The organism is Variovorax sp. GW821-FHT09B05, from assembly GCF_059418265.1.
The window spans coordinates 115,139-133,531 of record NZ_JBWKPN010000013.1 but is presented as its reverse complement, the minus strand read 5'-3'; the positions used below and the strand labels follow the sequence as shown (position 1 = coordinate 133,531).

Genomic DNA, 18,393 nt, shown 5'->3' with positions numbered 1-18,393 from the left:
ATGGAGCTCGTCGCGGTGCTCAACCCCGTCGACGTCGAAGTCGACAAGCTCGAAACGCTGCTGTTCGTCGTGCTCAAACCCGACGACAGGCTACCGATGCTGCTCGTGGCAGTACTCAAACCCGTCGACGTCGAGGTCGACAGGCTGCCGATGGAACTGGTCGCCGTGCTGAGACCCGTCGACGTCGAAGTCGACAAGCTCGACACGCTGCTGTTCGTCGTGCTCAGCCCCGACGACAGACTGCCGATGCTGCTCGTTGCCGTGCTCAAGCCAGTCGACGTCGAGGTCGAGAGGCTGCCGATGGAGCTCGTCGCGGTGCTCAACCCCGTCGACGTCGAAGTCGACAAGCTCGAAACGCTGCTGTTCGTCGTGCTCAAGCCCGACGACAGACTACCGATGCTGCTCGTGGCCGTGCTCAGGCCAGTCGACGTAGAAGTCGAAAGGCTGCTGATGGAACTGGTCGCCGTGCTCAACCCCGTCGAGGTCGACGTCGACAGGCTCGACACCCGGCTGTTCGTCGTGCTGAGGCCCGACGACAGGCTGCCGATGCTGCTGGTCGCGGTGCTCAGGCCGGTCGAGGTCGACGTCGAGAGGCTGCTGATGCTGCTCGCGGTCGTGCTCATGCCCGTGCTCAGCTGCGCCACCGTCACGGCGTCCTGCAACGCCGCGCCATCGGCCACGTTGGTGATGCGTCGCAGGGCGGACGACGAGCCCACCGAGACTTCGGAGGCGGGTGCGTTGGTACCGGTGAGGAAGCCGTTGCCGGTCGGTCCCTTGGCACCCGTCACGCTGCCCGCGCCGAGCGCGACGCTGTTGGCATAGGCGGCGTTGGCGCCGGTGCCCATCGAGACCGCGTTCGAGCCCAGCGACACGGCGTTGGCGCCGAAGGCGATCGCGGCATCGGTGACCGACAGGTCGGCCGACTTGACGACGGCGCCATTGCCGATCGCGATGCTGCGGGTGGTCCGGTCGTCGGTCGTGGCATTGCCGCCGATCGCGATCGAGGCGTTCTGGGGTGCCACGCCGATCTGGTCGGCGGATGCGCCGGTGCCCAGCGCGATGCTGCCGCCCCAGCTGTTCGCGTTGGTCCCGATCGCGATGGTGTTGACGTCGGTGTTCGAGCCGATGGTGGCGTTCTTGCCGATGGCGATGGCCCCATCCGCGATCGAGCGTGCGCCGGAACCCAGCGCGACGCTGGCGTTGCCCGAGGCCAGGGTGCTTTGTCCGATGGCGACGGCGGCCGCGGCCGCGGCGTTCGCGCCGGTGCCGAAGCCGATGGCATTGGCGGCCGATGCGCTGGCCGCGTCGCCGAAGGCGAGCGTGCCGGCCGCGGTGGCGTTGGACTTGTTGCCCAGCGCGACCGAGCCCTGCCCGATCGCATTGTTGGAATTGCCGATGGCCACCACGCCACTCGCCGCGGTCGTGCCGTCCAGGCTGCCGGCGGCGGTGTTGTTGGCACCCATCGTCACGGCACCGGTGCCGTTCGAGACGTTGGGATCGCCGATGGCGACCGCGCCGTCGCCCGTGGCCTTCTGGCCGCGGCCGATGGCCACCGCGCCACCCGCGGCGGTGCTGGAGTTCGCGGTCGTGCCCGACGAACCGATGGCGACGTTCTGCCCCGTGGCGCCACTGACGACGCCGTCGCCCTGGGCAATGCCGAAGGCGCCGTTGACGATGGCACCGCGGCCGAGCGCGATGCCGGAGGTTGCCGCGGCCACGACGCTGGACTGGCCGCCGATGGCGATCGAATCGGCCGCGGCGGCGGATGCGCCGCCCACGGAATTCGTTCCGAGTGCCAGGGCACCGGCGGCGGTAGCGCTCGCCGTGCGGCCCAGGGCCGAGGAGAAATCGCCCGTGGCCGTGGCCCCGGCACCGATGGCGGTGCTGCGATTGCCGTAGGCGTTCGCCACCGTGCCGACCGCCAGGGCATTCTCGGCGGCGGCATTCGAGGAATAGCCGAACGCCACGGAGTTCTTGCCCCAGGCCTGCGCAAACACGCCGAAGGCCGTGGAACTGCCGCCCCAGGCATTGGCGTTGTTGCCGAAGGCCGTCGAAGGCGCATTGCCTGCACCCACAGCGTCGCCGCGTGCCGTCGCATTCGTGCCGAAGGCCATGTCGTTGCCGAAGGCGGCGTTGGCGCCGGCGCCGACGGCCGTCGCGCTGCCACCGTTCGCCCTGGCGCCGGCGCCGATCGCCAGGTTCTTCATGTTGCTCGACGCCACCGCATTCGCGCCGATGGCGATGCCCGAATCCGCGCCGCTTCCGACGCTGGCACCGCTTCCCAGGGCGATGGTGGCGAGCGACTGCGCATTGGCATTGAGGCCGATGGCGATGCCCGAATCGGCCGCGCTGCCGACGACGGCCTGGCCGCCGATCGCGACCGAATTGGCGCCCAGGGCACGGGCCGCCGCGGTGCCGCTGGCACCGATGGCCGTTGCGCCGGTGCCGCTCGCGGTCGCGCCGGCGCCCACCGCCGTCGCGTAGTTGGCGGTTGCGTTGGCGCCCACGCCGATGGCCGACGCATTGGTGCCGGTGGCGCCACCTTCGTTGCCGCCGATGGCCAGGGCATTGGTGCCGCTCGCGTTGGCCTGGCCGCCGATCGCCACCGCGTCCTGCGCCGTGGCCTTGGCGCCGGTGCCGAAGGCCAGCGAATCGCCGCTCGTGGTGTTGGACGAAGCGACGGAGTTCGCACCGATCGCGATGGCGGTGCCCGCGCTGACCGCCGCCGCGTTCGCGCCCGCGCCGATGGCGATGTTGTTGTTGCTCGCAGCGAGGGCGTTCTGGCCCATCGCGATGCTGGCGATGCCGAAGGCATTGGCCTGGAGGCCGAAGGCCGAGGCGTACTGCCCGGCGGTCGATCCCATGCCGAACATGCTGGAGCCCTTGCCGCGCGCCGTCGTGAACGACCCGAACATCGTGACGCCCAGGAAGCCGCCGCCATTGGCCGAGCACCCGCCGACCACGGTCGAGTACACGCCGGAACCGTCGACCGGATCGACCGTCGCCGGGTAGGCCTTGCCGTCGGGACCGGTGTTCGCACCCGTGTTGCAGGCGCCGTTCGGCGGTCCGACGATGTAGGCGTTCGCGCTCTCCATCAAGCCGAAGGACGCCAGCGCGACGCTCAGCGCGGCACCCGCGATCACCGCAGCCGAACTGCTGCGCTTGCCTCGGGCGGAAGTGATTTCCGAAGCGGCCACCCATGCACCGAGCGACTCATTCCAGATACTTCTATATGACTTGTTCATTGACTGCCAACTGCGTGTGGAATCTCAGGACCCGCGCGGTAGGTCCCAGGAAAAATGTGAAGGGTCGTGCTTGGCGCTCGTCGTCCGAGATCCCAATCACCGCGCTGTTCACAAGAGCGGTGGAATGTACATACTTGTTTACATTCAGAACGCAAAAGACCAAATCGCTCAAAAAGCTTCGATGATTTAGTTCACAAAAAAGGACACAAATTAGCATTCACATTGATTAACAATTGTCTCCTGAAGGTGAAAGCGCCGCGAAAACATAGAATCCCCTCACCGTTGGAAACGGGGCAGAAGACTCGATGCAAGCCCTTGTTTCATAAGGACTTTTTCTCTAACCACGCGGAATTAATTCACATTGAAGCTTGCAAACGCCAACTTTGTCAGGTGAGTAAAAAAGCACACTCGATGCGCTCCAATCTGGAACTTGTTCACGGATCCATTTATTCATCCGTGATTTATTTCTCGCCATAAAGCGCAGATGACGCCAATTAACAATTGGGCAACAAAAGTGAATTCAAACAACTCCCTCCGCATCGGCATCACCATCGGTCTTCACCATGAAGCCGAAACACTCTGGAACAACGGCATCAAGCAGAACGCCGTGTTCCTGGCCGAGGCGCTCAAGCACTGCCCCGGCGTGGCGTCGGTGGTGCTGGTCAACACCACGGCCACGCCGATCACGCCGGCCCTGCCCTGGGACCAGGCGCGCTGGCCCACGACGAACTTCGAGGGCGCCAAGGACGAGGTCGACGTGCTGATCGAGCTGGGCGGCCAGATCGACCACCTGCAGACCGACTACCTCAAGCAGCGCGGCGCCCGGCTGGTGTCGTACTGCTGCGGCTTCGAGTACGTGCATGCGATGGAGTCGATGCTGTTCAACAAGCCGCTGTGGGGCCGGAACCTGTTCGTCAACCAGCGCTACGACGACATCTGGATGGTTCCGCAGGTGGCGCACATCAGCCAGCCCTACTTCGAGGTGCTGCGCCGGATCGAGGCGCGCGCCGTGCCTTTCGTCTGGAGTCCGGTGTTCCTCGAGGAGCGCACGCGCGGGCTGCCCGAGAACGGCGTCTACCAGCCGCGCGTCGGCCCGCGGCGCCTCAGCGTGATGGAGCCGAACATCAACGTGGTGAAGTTCTGCCTCTACCCGATCCTGGTCGCCGAACTGGCCTACCGCGCACGGCGCGAGGCGATCGCGCTGCTGCAGGTGGCCAACGCCGAGAAGATGGCGCGCGAGAACATGGAATTCATCACCCTGATGAACCAGCTCGACCTGGTGCGCGAGCACAAGGCCGTGTTCCTGGGCCGGCACGACACGCCGACCTTCCTGGCGCAGAACACCGACATCGTGATCTCGCACCAGTGGGAGAACCCGCTCAACTACTTCTACCTCGAGACCTGCTGGCAGGGCTATCCGCTGGTGCACAACGCCCACCTCTGCGCGGACCTCGGCTACTACTACGAAGCCAACGACGTGGCCGCGGGCAGCACGCGCGTGCTCGAGGCGATCGACGCGCACGATGCGCAGTCGCTCGCCTACCGCGAGCGCCAGCGCGGCCTCATCGACCGCTACCTGCCCGGCAACGCGGCCGCCACCGAGGTGTACAACACGCTGCTGCTCGGCCTGATGCAGCGCCCCGCCCGATAACCGGAGCCGCCATGCTCGAACCCTCTGCCCTTCAACGCTTCTTCCCCGTGGTCGTCACGCCGAGCCACGACGGCAAGTTCTTCCAGAACTACGTGATGTCGATGATGAACTTCGCCATCGAGGCCGAGCGCGCCGGCATGCGGATGCAGGTGCTGTTCCACCAGGGCGAAAGCCTCGTGACCCGGGCGCGCAACAACTGCGTGGCCCAGTTCCTCGCCAACCCCGAATGGACGCACCTGTTCTGGATCGACGCCGACATCGGCTTCTCGCCGCAGGCGGCGTTCCGGCTGCTGCTCTCGGACTACGAGATCGCCGCTGGCGTCTACCCGCTCAAGCGCGAGGACTGGCCCGAGGAAGGCGTCGCGGCCGGCACCACGCGCGCGCAGTTCGATGCCACCTTCACGCGCTACACGGTCAATGCGAGCGCCTCGGAAGCCAGCGGCAAGGTCGAGCTCGAGGTACAGCCCGACGGCTTCATGAAGATGACCGAGGCGCCCACCGGCTTCATGGCGATCAAGCGCGGCGTGTTTGAGCGGCTGATGGCGAGCTACCCCGAGCTCAACTATGTGCCCGACAGCATCGGCGAGGCCGACCGCGGCCTGCACTACCGTTTCTTCGACGTGATGGTCGACCCCGTGACGCGCCGCTATCTCTCGGAGGACTACGGCTTCTGCCGCCTCTGGTCGGGCCTGGGCGAATCGATCCACATCGATGCCAACTCCAACCTCACGCACCAGGGCGCCAAGCTCTACCGCGGCGACTTCGCGACCTCGCTGCTGACCTCGCTGCCGCATGCGGTGGGCGGCCCCGCGGGGGTGTCCATGGAACTGACGGGCACGCAGTACCTGCATCCGAACCACCCGCCGACGCTCTGAACGCCGGCGCCAGCGCCATGAAAAAAGCCCCGCGGATGCGGGGCTTCGTCGACGCGGGCCGGGCCGGCCGCGGGGACCGTCCGGTCTGTCTTCAGGCTCAGGCCGTGACCGAATCGGCCACGTTCTTGTAGTCCTCGATCTTGTCGAAGTTCAGGTACTGGTAGATCTGCGCGCTGGACGCATCGAGCACGCCGGTGCTGGCCATGTACTCTTCCCGGGTCGGGATGCGACCGAGGCGCGAGCAGATGGCGGCCAGTTCGGCCGAGCCCAGGTACACGTTGGTGTTCTTGCCCAGGCGGTTCGGGAAGTTGCGCGTGCTGGTCGACATGACCGTGGCGCCTTCGCGCACCTGCGCCTGGTTGCCCATGCACAGCGAGCAGCCCGGCATCTCGGTGCGGGCACCGGCATTGCCGAACACGCCGTAGTGGCCTTCCTCGGTCAGCTGCTGCGCGTCCATCTTGGTCGGCGGCGCGATCCACAGCTTGACCGGGATGTCGCGCTTGCCTTCGAGCAGCTTCGACGCGGCGCGGAAGTGGCCGATGTTGGTCATGCACGAGCCGATGAACACTTCATCGATCACGGCACCCGCCACGTCGCTCAGCGTCTTCACGTCGTCGGGGTCGTTCGGGCAGGCCACGATGGGCTCGTGGATCTCGGCCAAGTCGATCTCGATCACGGCCGCGTAGTCGGCGTCGTCGTCGCCCTTGAGCAGTTGCGGGTCCTTGAGCCAGGCTTCCTGCGCGGCGATGCGGCGCTGCAGCGTGCGCGCGTCGGCATAGCCCTCGGCGATCATCCACTTCATCAGCGTGATGTTGCTGTTGATGTATTCGATGATCGGTTCCTTGTTCAGGTGCACCGTGCAGCCGGCCGCCGAGCGTTCGGCCGAGGCGTCGCTCAGTTCGAAGGCTTGTTCGACCTTGAGGTCGGGCAGGCCCTCGATCTCGAGGATGCGGCCCGAGAAGATGTTCTTCTTGCCCTTCTTCTCGACCGTCAGCAGGCCGCTCTTGATGGCGTACAGCGGGATCGCGTTGACCAGGTCGCGCAGCGTGACGCCGGGCTGCATCTTGCCCTTGAAGCGCACCAGCACCGACTCGGGCATGTCCAGCGGCATCACGCCGGTGGCGGCCGCGAAGGCCACGAGGCCCGAGCCCGCGGGGAAGCTGATGCCGATCGGGAAGCGGGTGTGGCTGTCGCCGCCGGTGCCCACGGTGTCGGGGGTCAGCAGGCGGTTGAGCCAGCTGTGGATCACGCCGTCGCCCGGGCGCAGCGAAACGCCGCCGCGGTTGGCCATGAACTCGGGGAGTTCATGGTGCATCTTGACGTCGACCTTCTTCGGGTAGGCCGCCGTGTGGCAGAACGACTGCATCACGAGGTCGGCCGAGAAGCCCAGGCAGGCCAGGTCCTTGAGCTCGTCGCGCGTCATCGGGCCGGTGGTGTCCTGCGAGCCGACCGAGGTCATCTTGGGTTCGCAGTACGTGCCCGGGCGCACGCCCTGGCCTTCGGGCAGGCCGCAGGCGCGGCCGACCATCTTCTGCGCCAGCGAGAAGCCCTTCTTGGTGTCGACCGGGCTTTGCGGCAGGCGGAACAGCGTGGAGACCGGCAGGCCCAGCGCTTCGCGCGCCTTGGCCGTGAGGCCGCGGCCGATGATCAGCGGAATGCGGCCGCCGGCGCGCACTTCGTCGAACAGCACGTCGCTCTTCACGGTGAATTCGGCGATGACCTGGCCGTCCTTCAGGGCCTTGCCTTCGTAGGGACGCAGCTCGACCACGTCGCCCATGTTCATCTGCGTCACGTCGAGCTCGATCGGCAGCGCGCCCGAGTCTTCCATCGTGTTGTAGAAGATCGGCGCGATCTTGCCGCCGAGGCAGACGCCGCCGAAGCGCTTGTTGGGCACGAACGGGATGTCCTCGCCGGTGAACCACAGCACCGAGTTGGTGGCGCTCTTGCGCGACGAGCCCGTGCCGACCACGTCGCCGGCATAGGCCACGAGGTGGCCGCGCGCGCGCAGGTCCTCGATGAACTTCACCGGGCCGCGCTTGCCGTCTTCCTCGGGAACGATGCCGGGGCGCGCGTTCTTGTGCATCGCCAGGGCGTGCATCGGGATGTCGGGACGCGTGGTCGCATCGGGTGCGGGCGACAGGTCGTCGGTGTTGATTTCGCCAGCCACCTTGAAGATGCTGACGGTGATGCTCTGCGGCACTTCGGGACGGCTGGTGAACCACTCGGCATCGGCCCAGCTCTGCAGCACGCCCTTGGCGTTGGCATTGCCCTTGTCGGCCTTTTCCTTGACGTCGTGGAACTGGTCGAACATCAGCAGCGTCTTCTTGAGGCCCTCGGCCGCGACGGCGCCGACTTCGGCGTCGTCCAGCAGGTCGATCATGGGGCTGATGTTGTAGCCGCCGAGCATCGTGCCGAGCAGTTCGGTGGCACGGGCGCGCGTGATGAACGCGCTCTTCTCGGTGCCATGCGCCACGGCCGCGAGATAGCTGGCCTTGACCTTGGCGGCGTCGTCCACGCCCGCGGGCACGCGGTGGGTCAGCAGGTCGAGCAGGAAGGCACCGTCCTTGTCGTTCGCGCTCTTGAGGAGCTCGATCGCTTCAGAGGTCTGCTTCGCGCTCAGGGGCAGCGGCGGGATACCGAGCGCGGCGCGTTCGGCGACATGGTCAACGTAGGCTTGCAACATCTTCTTTTCTCCGGAAACTTGGGGCTGGAGGGCATGCGGCGCGGTGTTCGACCCGCCGTCCGGCTTTCGCCGGTCGGCAAGCAAGAGCCGCGCCGCCCCTCGTGGGGTCGACTTACTTCTTGTCGCCGTCAGCGCCTTCGAAAAGGCTCTTGGGCGGGTTCTTCTTCATTTCTTCGGCAAAGGCCACCTGGGCCGGCGTCTGGCATTCGTCGGCGATGCGCAGGCCAGCCTTCTGGTTCATCAGCATCGACTTGTTGCCCAGCTGCAGCCACATGGCGCCAGCGCGGGGGTCTTCGAGGCGGATGGCGCCGGTGCGGCTTTCGACCGGGTGCATGCGATAGCGCAGGCCCTTGGTGGTCACGGTGAAGAAGCCGGGCTTCTTCTCGTCCTCGGTCACGGTCACGTCGGCGCCGAGTTCGCACTGGGCCTTGCCGGTCGACACGCGCTTGGCGACCTCGAGGTCGGACTCGGTGAGCACGACGTTGGTGTCGTCGCTGATCGGCGTGACTTCCTCGACGGCCTTGGCGGCCTTGCGGGTGACCTGGCGCTTGGGTGGGGCCTTCTTGGCTTCGGTGGACTTGGCGGCGGGCTTGGCAGCGGCCGGCTTGGCCGGCGTGCTGCTCTGCGCCAGGGCACCGAACGGCAGAGCCAGGGCCACTGCGGCGATCAGGGCGATTTTCTTCATGTGAGGGTTTCCTTGAGGCTGGTTCGGAGGTTTCAGGAGACCGCGGGCGTCAGCCAGGCCTTGGCCTCTGGCGGCAACGCGCGCCCTGTTGCGTGGGCACGCGTCAGCACCTGCCAGAAATGGCGGTAGCTCGCGCGGTCGTGCAATGTGCCATCAATTTGTGTCGGCGCCCAATCCGCGGCCGCTGCCTTGAGCAGGATATTTGTGGCAATTTGAATCTGCGCCTCGTCGGGCGCGAAGGCCTCGAGGATCGGTCGGATCTGGTTCGGATGGATGCTCCACATGCGCGTGTAGCCGAATTCGCGGGCCGCCTTGCGGGCCGCGGTGCGCATGGCGTCCATGTCGTTGAACTCGGTCACCACGCAGTGCGAGGGCACCTTGCCGTGCGCATGCGCGGCCGAGGCCATCGCCAGCTTGGCGCGCACCACCAGCGGATGCGTGAACTGGCCCGCGGCGCCCATGCCCTCGGCGGGGATGGCGCCGGCATGGGCCGAGACGAAGTCCATCAGGCCGAAGCTCAGCGACTGCACGCGCGGATGGGCCGCGATGTCGAAGGCGTTGTGCACGGCAAAAGGCGATTCGATCAGCACGTGCAGCGGCAGCGTTTCGGCATCGGCGGCGTCGAGCGCGGCTACGGCTTGCTCGACGTCGGCCACCGATTCGACCTTCGGCACCATCAGGTGACTGAGCCGCTGGCCGGCGCGGCCCGCGATGGTGACCACGTCGCCCGCGAAGGCCGGGTGGTCGACCGGGTGCACGCGCACGCCGACACGCATGCCGGGCCTGGCGGCCAGCGCCAGCTCGGTGACCAGCGCCGCATGCTCGGCCTCGCCGCCCACCGGGGCGCCGTCCTCGCAGTCGAGGGTGACGTCGAACACGCAGGCGCCGAACTCCTCGGCCATCTCGGCCTGGAGCGCGAGGCTCTTCTTCATGCGCGCCTCGACGCCGCTGTAGTGGTCGCACACCGGCAGGCTGACGGCGCCGGCCTGCGCGCCGAGCAGCACGGCAGCGGGATGGGCGGGGGCGCGTTCGCTCACGGTCGTCACGCCTTCTTCTGCGCCACGATGAACATGCGCGGGAAGGCCAGCAGCCGCTTGCCGTCGGTGCGTGCCGGGTAGGCCTCGTTCACGCGGCGCTCGTATTCGGCCAGGTAGCTGGCCTGCAGGTCGGGCGGCAACCGGTCGACGAAGGGCTTCAGGCCCGTGCCGCGCACCCATTCGACGATGGAGGCGGCATCGGCCATGCGGTGCTGGTAGATCGTGTGCCAGACATCGACGTTGGCCGCGCGCGGCGCCAGCAGGTCGTAGTAGCCGCCCAGCGGCAGCAGCTTGGTGCGCAGCCGGTCGGCATCGCCGATGGGCTCGGCCCAGGGCGCTTCGGCCGCGAGCGCGCGCATCAGGCGGTGCGTGGGTTCCTGGCGGTTGTCGGGCATCTGGATGGCCAGCACGCCGCCGGGGGCGAGCGCGTCGAACAGGCGCGGGATCAGCGTTTCGTGATCGGGCACCCATTGCAGCGACGCGTTCGCATAGATGAGGTCGGGCGCCGCTTCCGTAGAAGGCGCCCAGGTCGCGATGTCGCTCAGCTCGAAGCGCGCGCCGGGCAGGCGCTCGCGCGCGCTGACCAGCATGGCTTCGGAGTTGTCGGTCCCGAGGGCCTCGGCCTTCGGGAACCGGTGGACCAGCAGCTCGGTGGAGTTGCCCGGACCGCAGCCGAGGTCGACCACGCGGGCCGCCTCCGCCAGAGGCACCCGCGCCAGGAGTTCCTGTGCGGGGCGGGTGCGCTCGTCCTCGTAGCGACGATAGAGCGCGGGGTTCCAGTCGAGCATGCCGGCAGGCCTTGCTTAGATCAGGTGAGCAACGCCGGCTTGTTCGCCTTGCAGCTCTTCCAGGGTCTTGTTGATGCGTTCCTGGCTGAATGCGTCGATCTCGAGGCCTTCGACCAGCTTGTACTCACCGTTTTCGCAGGTGACCGGGAAGCCGAACATCGTGTCCTTCGGAATGCCGTACTGGCCGTCCGACGGGATGCCCATCGTGACCCACTTGCCGTTGGTGCCCAGGGCCCAATCGCGCATGTGGTCGATGGCGGCGTTGGCGGCCGAGGCAGCCGACGACAGGCCGCGCGCTTCGATGATCGCGGCGCCGCGCTTGCCGACGGTCGGCAGGAAGGTGTTGGCGTTCCATTCCTGGTCGTTGATCATCTTGGCGACGCTTTCGCCGTTGATGGTGGCGAAGCGGTAGTCGGCGTACATCGTGGGCGAGTGGTTGCCCCAGACGGTGAGCTTTTCGATGTCGGCCACGGCCTTGCCGGTCTTGGCGGCGATCTGGCTGGCAGCGCGGTTGTGGTCCAGGCGCAGCATGGCGGTGAAGTTCTTGCGCGGCAGGTCCGGTGCGCTCTTCATGGCGATGTAGGCATTGGTGTTGGCGGGGTTACCGACCACCAGCACCTTGACGTTGCGGCTGGCGACGGCGTTCAGTGCCTTGCCTTGCGCCGTGAAGATGGCGCCGTTGACGGCCAGCAGCTCGGCACGTTCCATGCCCGGGCCGCGGGGACGCGAGCCGACCAGCAGTGCGTAGTCAGCGTCCTTGAAGGCGGTCATCGGGTCGCCGTGGGCTTCCATGCCGGCCAGCAGCGGGAACGCGCAGTCGTCGAGTTCCATCATCACGCCCTTGAGCGCCTTCTGGGCCTTCTCGTCGGGGATTTCGAGCAATTGCAGGATGACCGGCTGGTCCTTGCCGAGCATTTCGCCGGACGCGATACGGAACAACAGGGCATAACCGATTTGACCGGCGGCACCGGTGACGGCAACGCGGACGGGCTTTTTGCTCATGGGAAGACTCCAGAAGTGATGTGACGGTGTCGGCGCACGCGCGAAACGCGGCGGCGGAAGTCTCGCGGGGCGGTCGGGAGGTCCGAAAAGGGCCGGACGGCCGCGGCGCGGGAACGGCCGGCATTTTAAGCCGATTCGATGAGGCCCGTCTTATGTCTTATATAAGATATCCTCCGGGTTCCGCCACGGCGCTTACCCACGCCCTGCCATGAACAGCCCCACCACCACCCTCGACGAGCCCACGACGCCCTCGTTCAGCCCGCTCTACCAGCAGATCAAGACCCTGATCCTGCAGAGCCTGCAGGCGGGCGAGTGGAAGCCGGGCGAGCCGATCCCCAGCGAGATGGACCTGGCCGTGCGCTTTCGCGTCAGCCAGGGCACGGTGCGCAAGGCGATCGACGAGCTCGCGGCCGAGAACCTCGTGGTGCGGCGCCAGGGCAAGGGCACCTTCGTCGCGACGCATGCCGAGCAGCATGTGCAATACCGTTTCCTGAAGCTGGTGCCCGACGGCGGCCTGCCGAGCGCCGAAGGCCCGGCCGAGCGCACCATCGTCGACTGCAAGCGCCTGCGCGCCTCGGCCGACGTGGCGCGCGCGCTGGGCCTGCGCACCGGCGACGCCGTGCTGCAGGTGCGGCGCGTGCTCGCCTATGGCGGCGTGCCGACCATCCTCGAGGACCTGTGGCTGCCCGGCACGCCGTTCAAGGGCCTCACGGCCGAGCGGCTGCGCGCCTGGCCGGGCCCGATGTATGCGCTGTTCGAAACCGAGTTCGGCGTGCGCATGGTGCGCGCCGAGGAGAAGATCCGCGCGGTGCTGCCCGACCCCGAGCAGGCCCAACTGCTCGACGTCACGCCGCAGATGCCGCTGCTGAGCGTCGAACGCGTGGCCCACACCTACCACGACATGCCGATGGAACTGCGTCGCGGCCTCTATCGCACCGACACGCACCACTATCGCAACCAGCTCGGCTGAATGCGCCTCACGATGGACCACGTAACGAATACGCTTCAAGCCGCCGCGCGGCGCGCGCAAGACGCTATGAAGTCAAGAGCATCCGACTGCCGCGGTGCGTCGACGCGAGCGCGACCGATGCGCGATGGTGCATTGCAATAGAATTTTGCGTTGTTTGCATTTCCCGAAGAGAAAACAAAAGCGTTCGCTCTCAGAACAAGTCAATCAACAAGCCACGAAAGCCCCTCCATGACAGAGCTTGCATCCTCCTCCACACCACGGCGTCGCGAATTCCGCAACATCAACGCCTTCACCGATCTCACGACCTACCGCCTGCCTCCCGCGGGCATCGTGTCGATCCTGCACCGCGTCAGCGGCGCGCTGATGTTCCTGCTGCTGCCGTTCATCATCTGGATGTTCGACACCTCGCTCTCGTCCGACTATTCGTTCGCCAAGTTCAAGGCCGCCTTCAACAGCGGCCTTGGTTTCGTTCCGGGCTGGTTTTTCAAGCTCGTCGTGCTCGCGCTGATCTGGGCCTACCTGCACCACTTCATCGCCGGCGTGCGCCACCTCTGGATGGACGTGAGCCACAAGGCCGTGACCAAGGAGTTCGGCAAGAGCTCGGCCATCTTCACGCTGGCCGCGAGCGTCCTGCTGACCATCGTGCTCGGCGCCAAGCTGTTCGGCCTGTACTGAGAAGGAGCCTCAAATGTCTGTGAACTACGGCTCCAAGCGCATCGTCGTCGGCGCGCATTACGGCATGCGCGACTGGCTCAGCCAGCGCGTCACGGGCGCCCTGATGGCGCTCTTCACGATCATCCTGCTGGCGCAGCTGATCTTCACGCGCGGCCCGATCGGCTACGACCTGTGGGCCGGCATCTTCGCCGCGCAGTGGATGAAGGTCCTGACCTTCTGCGTCATCGTGTCCCTGCTCTATCACGTGTGGGTCGGCATGCGCGACATCTGGATGGACTACGTCCAGCCCGTCGCGATCCGCCTCGTGCTCCAGATCTTCACCATCGTCTGGCTGGTCGGTTGTGCGGGTTGGGCCATTCAAGTGCTTTGGAAAATCTGACGACCCCATCCCCACCATGACCTACACAAAAGAACAAATCACCAAGCGCAAGTTCGACGTCGTGATCGTCGGTGCCGGCGGTTCCGGCATGCGCGCCTCGCTGCAACTGGCGCGTGCGGGCCTCAACGTGGCCGTGCTCTCCAAGGTGTTCCCCACCCGCTCGCACACGGTCGCCGCGCAAGGCGGCGTGGGCGCGTCGCTCGGCAACATGAGCGAGGACAACTGGCACTACCACTTCTACGACACGATCAAGGGTTCCGACTGGCTCGGCGACCAGGACGCGATCGAGTTCATGTGCCGCGAAGCACCGAAGGTCGTGTACGAGCTCGAGCACTTCGGCATGCCCTTCGACCGCAACCCCGACGGCACGATCTACCAGCGCCCGTTCGGCGGCCACACGGCCAACTACGGCGAGAAGCCCGTGCAGCGCGCCTGCGCCGCGGCCGACCGTACCGGCCACGCGATGCTGCACACGCTCTACCAGAAGAACGTGGAAGCGCGCACCCAGTTCTTCGTCGAATGGATGGCACTCGACCTGATCCGCGACGACGAAGGCGACGTGGTCGGCGTGACCGCGCTCGAGATGGAAACCGGCGACCTGCACATCCTGCAGGCCAAGACGGTGCTGCTGGCCACCGGCGGCGCGGGCCGCATCTTCCAGGCCTCGACCAATGCCTTCATCAACACCGGCGACGGCCTCGGCATGGCCGCGCGCTCGGGCATCCCGCTGCAGGACATGGAGTTCTGGCAGTTCCATCCGACCGGCGTGGCCGGCGCGGGCGTGCTGCTGACCGAAGGCTGCCGCGGCGAAGGCGCGATCCTGCTCAACAGCAACGGCGAACGCTTCATGGAGCGCTATGCGCCCACGCTGAAGGACCTGGCGCCGCGCGACTTCGTCTCGCGTTCGATGGACCAGGAAATCAAGGAAGGCCGCGGCTGCGGTCCCAACAAGGACTACGTGCTGCTGAAGCTCGACCACCTCGGTGCCGAGACCATCCACAAGCGCCTGCCTTCGGTGTACGAGATCGGCATCAACTTCGCCAACGTCGACATCACCAAGGAACCGATCCCCGTGGTGCCCACCATCCACTACCAGATGGGCGGCATCCCGACCAACATCAACGGCCAGGTCGTGATCCAGAAGGGCGAGGACAACAGCGCCGTCGTCAACGGCCTCTACGCCGTGGGCGAATGCTCGTGCGTGAGCGTGCACGGCGCCAACCGCCTGGGCACCAACTCGCTGCTCGACCTCTTGGTGTTCGGCCGCGCGGCCGGCAACCACATCGTCGAGTTCAACGACAAGCTCAAGGAACACAAGCCGCTGCCGGCCAATGCCGCCGACCGCACGCTCGAGCGCCTCAACGAACTGCAGAACTCCACCGGCGGCGAGTACGCGCAGGACGTGGCCAACCAGATCCGCGTCACCATGCAGCAGCACGCCGCTGTGTTCCGCAAGCAGGCCTCGATGGACGAAGGCGTGGTCAAGATCGCCGAAGTGCGCGAGCGCGTGAAGGCCATCGGCCTGAAGGACAAGTCCAAGGTGTTCAACACCGCGCGCATCGAGGCGCTGGAAGTCGACAACCTGATCGAAGTGGCGCAGGCCACCATGGTCTCGGCCGCGGCCCGCAAGGAATGCCGCGGTGCCCACACCGTCGAGGACTACGAGCGCCCGGCCGACGATCCGGTCGCGCCGCTGGGCCGCGACGATGCCAACTGGATGAAGCACACGCTCTGGTACAGCGCCGACAACCGCCTCTCCTACAAGCCCGTCAAGCTGCAGCCGCTCACGGTCGCCTCGGTGCCGCCGAAGGTTCGCACCTTCTAAGCGCCAGCTAATGGTCAGCCACGTAAAAGCATTCACAAGGTCACAACGATGAAGCGCACATTCCAGATCTACCGCTACGACCCGGACAAGGACGCGAAGCCCTACATGCAGACCGTCGAGATCGAACTCGACGGCCACGAGCGCATGCTGCTCGACGCCCTGATGAAGCTCAAGGCGCAGGATCCCACGCTGTCGTTCCGCCGCTCGTGCCGCGAAGGCGTCTGCGGTTCCGATGCGATGAACATCAACGGCAAGAACGGTCTGGCCTGCCTGACCAACATGAACACGCTCAAGGGCACCGTGGTGCTCAAGCCGCTGCCCGGCCTGCCGGTGATCCGCGACCTGATCGTCGACATGACCCAGTTCTTCAAGCAGTACAACTCGATCAAGCCGTACCTGCAGAACGACACCGTGCCGCCCGAGAAGGAACGCCTGCAGTCGCCGGAAGAGCGCGAGGAGCTCAACGGCCTGTACGAGTGCATCCTGTGCGCGAGCTGCTCGACGAGCTGCCCGAGCTTCTGGTGGAACCCCGACAAGTTCGTGGGCCCGGCCGGCCTGCTGCAGGCCTACCGCTTCATCGCCGACAGCCGCGACGAAGCCACCGCCGAGCGCCTCGACAACCTCGAGGACCCGTACCGCCTGTTCCGCTGCCACACGATCATGAACTGCGTCGACGTGTGCCCGAAGAGCCTGAACCCGACCATGGCCATCGGCAAGATCAAGGAACTGATGGTGCGTCGCGCCATCTGACCCGACATGGCTGCTTTGCCCGGCACCCCATCGCCCTCGGCGCCTCCTGCGGGAAGCGCGGCGGCCGAGCCGCTCGGAGAACGAGCGCTCAGCAAGCTCAAGTGGCGCTGCCGGCGCGGCCTGCTCGAAAACGATCTGTTCATCGCCCGCTTCTTCGAGCGGCACGAATCTCGCATCACCGTCGGCCAGGCCGGCGCGATGGAAGTTCTGATGGACCTCTCGGACAACGATTTGCTCGATCTTCTCCTTCGTAGAAAGGAGCCCGAGCCCGCATGGGCCGGGGCCGAGGTGGTCGAGCTTCTGCAGCTGATGCGCGCCGACGGTGCGCAGCGGCCTGCAACCTCCACGACCTCTCCCTCCTCGCCCTCTCGAACAATCCTCTGAAAGAAACCCGAAATGAAAGCCTCCGATACCAAGGCCACGCTATCGTTCAGCAACGGCGCCGACAAGGTCGAACTGCCGATCTACAAGGGCACCGTCGGTCCCGACGTGATCGACATCCGCAAGCTGTACGCGCAGACCGGCATGTTCACCTACGACCCGGGTTTCATGTCCACCGCGGCCTGCCAATCGGCCATCACCTACATCGACGGCGACAAGGGCGAGCTGCTGTATCGCGGCTATCCCATCGAGCAGCTCGCGACCAACTGCGACTTCCTCGAGACCTGCCACCTGCTGCTGTACGGTGAACTGCCGGATACGGCCAAGAAGGCCAACTTCACCAAGCTCGTGACCAACCACACGATGGTCAACGAGCAGATGCAGTTCTTCCTGCGCGGCTTCCGCCGCGACGCGCATCCGATGGCCATCATGACCGGCCTGGTGGGCGCGCTGTCGGCCTTCTATCACGACAGCACGGACATCAACAATCCCGAGCACCGCGAGATCGCCGCGATCCGCCTGATCGCGAAGATGCCCACGCTCGTGGCCATGGCCTACAAGTACACGATCGGCCAGCCGTACATGTACCCGAAGAACGAACTCAGCTATGCGGGCAACTTCCTGCACATGATGTTCGCCACGCCCTGCGAGGAGTACAAGGTGAACCCGGTGCTCGAGCGCGCGCTCGACCGCATCTTCATCCTGCACGCCGACCACGAGCAGAACGCCTCGACCTCGACCGTGCGCCTGTGCGGCTCGTCGGGCACCAACCCCTTCGCGGCCATCGCGGCCGGCGTGGCCTGCCTTTGGGGCCCGGCCCACGGCGGCGCCAACGAAGCGGCGCTCAACATGCTCTACGACATCCAGAAGGAAGGTGGCGTGGAGAAGATCGGCGAGTTCATCAAGAAGGTCAAGGACAAGAACTCGAACGTCAAGCTGATGGGCTTCGGCCACCGCGTGTACAAGAACTACGACCCGCGCGCCAAGCTGATGCAGGAAACCTGCAACGAAGTGCTGACCGAGCTGGGCCTGGAAAACGACCCGCTGTTCAAGCTCGCGAAGGAACTGGAAAAGATCGCGCTCGAAGACGAGTACTTCGTGTCGCGCAAGCTCTACCCGAACGTCGACTTCTACTCGGGCATCGTGCAGCGCGCCATCGGCATCCCGGTCCCGCTGTTCACCGCGATCTTCGCGCTGGCCCGCACCGTCGGCTGGATCGCCCAGCTCAACGAAATGATCGGCGACCCCGAGTACAAGATCGGCCGCCCGCGCCAGCTGTTCGAAGGCTCGCCCAAGCGCGACGTGAAGCCGATCTCGGCCCGCTGATCGGTTCTTTCGACCGCTCCCTGCAAAAGCTGCCTCCGGGCAGCTTTTTTATTGCCCGTTCGGCATGGCCCTCCTCGCGCCCGGGCAGCAAGGCCATCTCATATCACGATGGCAGCCGCAT

General features: G+C 66.2%; 15 protein-coding genes. 9 read left to right on the top strand and 6 right to left on the bottom strand.

Features of this window, described 5'->3' with window-relative positions; all coding sequences use genetic code 11:
* Positions 1 to 3,245: ESPR-type extended signal peptide-containing protein (locus AC07RM_RS29345; protein WP_495336763.1), on the bottom strand; the 3,245-nt coding region annotated here is incomplete at its 3' end.
* A 514-nt stretch (positions 3,246 to 3,759) separates the two neighbouring features.
* Here AC07RM_RS29345 and AC07RM_RS29340 point away from each other — a divergent pair.
* Together AC07RM_RS29340 and AC07RM_RS29335 are read left to right on the top strand one after the other, a co-directional pair.
* Positions 3,760 to 4,896 carry a DUF2827 domain-containing protein gene (locus AC07RM_RS29340; protein ID WP_495336762.1) on the top strand — a complete coding sequence of 379 codons (1,137 nt, stop codon included), beginning with the start codon at positions 3,760 to 3,762 and terminating at the stop codon, positions 4,894 to 4,896.
* An 11-nt stretch (positions 4,897 to 4,907) separates the two neighbouring features.
* Entirely contained in the window at positions 4,908 to 5,771 is an 864-nt protein-coding gene (locus AC07RM_RS29335; protein WP_398501896.1) for a hypothetical protein, read from the top strand.
* A gap of 97 nt (positions 5,772 to 5,868) precedes the next feature.
* Here AC07RM_RS29335 and AC07RM_RS29330 read toward each other — a convergent pair whose 3' ends face one another.
* From AC07RM_RS29330 to AC07RM_RS29310, 5 genes are all read right to left on the bottom strand, one after another.
* A complete protein-coding gene (locus AC07RM_RS29330; RefSeq protein WP_093348770.1) occupies positions 5,869 to 8,454 on the bottom strand; it encodes a bifunctional aconitate hydratase 2/2-methylisocitrate dehydratase in 2,586 nt (861 codons plus the stop codon).
* Positions 8,455 to 8,566: 112 nt separating this feature from the next.
* The gene (locus tag AC07RM_RS29325) at positions 8,567 to 9,139 is read right to left on the bottom strand and encodes a hypothetical protein (protein WP_431511951.1); all 573 of its coding nucleotides are present in this window, start codon (positions 9,137 to 9,139) and stop codon (positions 8,567 to 8,569) included.
* Between the two features lie 32 nt (positions 9,140 to 9,171).
* Positions 9,172 to 10,185: an HpcH/HpaI aldolase/citrate lyase family protein gene (locus AC07RM_RS29320; protein WP_495336761.1), complete on the bottom strand. Its 1,014-nt coding sequence runs from the start codon at positions 10,183 to 10,185 to the stop codon at positions 9,172 to 9,174.
* Positions 10,182 to 10,964 (bottom strand): trans-aconitate 2-methyltransferase, encoded by a 783-nt coding sequence (gene tam, locus AC07RM_RS29315; RefSeq protein ID WP_431511949.1) that lies wholly within the window; start codon positions 10,962 to 10,964, stop codon positions 10,182 to 10,184. Before tam ends, AC07RM_RS29320 begins: the two co-directional genes overlap by 4 nt.
* 15 nt (positions 10,965 to 10,979) lie before the next feature.
* Positions 10,980 to 11,966, bottom strand: a complete 987-nt coding sequence (locus AC07RM_RS29310; protein WP_296780172.1) for a malate dehydrogenase — start codon at positions 11,964 to 11,966, stop codon at positions 10,980 to 10,982.
* A 208-nt stretch (positions 11,967 to 12,174) separates the two neighbouring features.
* Here AC07RM_RS29310 and AC07RM_RS29305 point away from each other — a divergent pair, with 208 nt between their 5' ends.
* The 7 genes from AC07RM_RS29305 (at position 12,175) to gltA (ending at position 18,272) form a co-directional block, all read left to right on the top strand.
* A complete protein-coding gene (locus AC07RM_RS29305; protein WP_093348760.1) occupies positions 12,175 to 12,936 on the top strand; it encodes a GntR family transcriptional regulator in 762 nt (253 codons plus the stop codon).
* Positions 12,937 to 13,164: 228 nt separating this feature from the next.
* Positions 13,165 to 13,611: a succinate dehydrogenase, cytochrome b556 subunit gene (gene sdhC, locus AC07RM_RS29300; RefSeq protein WP_057595822.1), complete on the top strand. Its 447-nt coding sequence runs from the start codon at positions 13,165 to 13,167 to the stop codon at positions 13,609 to 13,611.
* 13 nt (positions 13,612 to 13,624) lie between these two features.
* Positions 13,625 to 13,990, top strand: coding sequence for a succinate dehydrogenase, hydrophobic membrane anchor protein (gene sdhD / locus AC07RM_RS29295; RefSeq protein WP_296780168.1), 366 nt, complete (start codon positions 13,625 to 13,627; stop codon positions 13,988 to 13,990).
* 16 nt (positions 13,991 to 14,006) lie between these two features.
* Positions 14,007 to 15,815 carry a succinate dehydrogenase flavoprotein subunit gene (gene sdhA / locus AC07RM_RS29290; RefSeq protein WP_093348754.1) on the top strand — a complete coding sequence of 603 codons (1,809 nt, stop codon included), beginning with the start codon at positions 14,007 to 14,009 and terminating at the stop codon, positions 15,813 to 15,815.
* Between the two features lie 48 nt (positions 15,816 to 15,863).
* Positions 15,864 to 16,565, top strand: coding sequence for a succinate dehydrogenase iron-sulfur subunit (locus AC07RM_RS29285; RefSeq protein ID WP_093348750.1), 702 nt, complete (start codon positions 15,864 to 15,866; stop codon positions 16,563 to 16,565).
* A 6-nt stretch (positions 16,566 to 16,571) separates the two neighbouring features.
* Entirely contained in the window at positions 16,572 to 16,949 is a 378-nt protein-coding gene (locus tag AC07RM_RS29280; protein WP_208513664.1) for an FAD assembly factor SdhE, read from the top strand.
* A 12-nt stretch (positions 16,950 to 16,961) separates the two neighbouring features.
* Positions 16,962 to 18,272 carry a citrate synthase gene (gene gltA / locus AC07RM_RS29275; protein WP_093348745.1) on the top strand — a complete coding sequence of 437 codons (1,311 nt, stop codon included), beginning with the start codon at positions 16,962 to 16,964 and terminating at the stop codon, positions 18,270 to 18,272.
* Positions 18,273 to 18,393 lie beyond the last annotated feature (121 nt).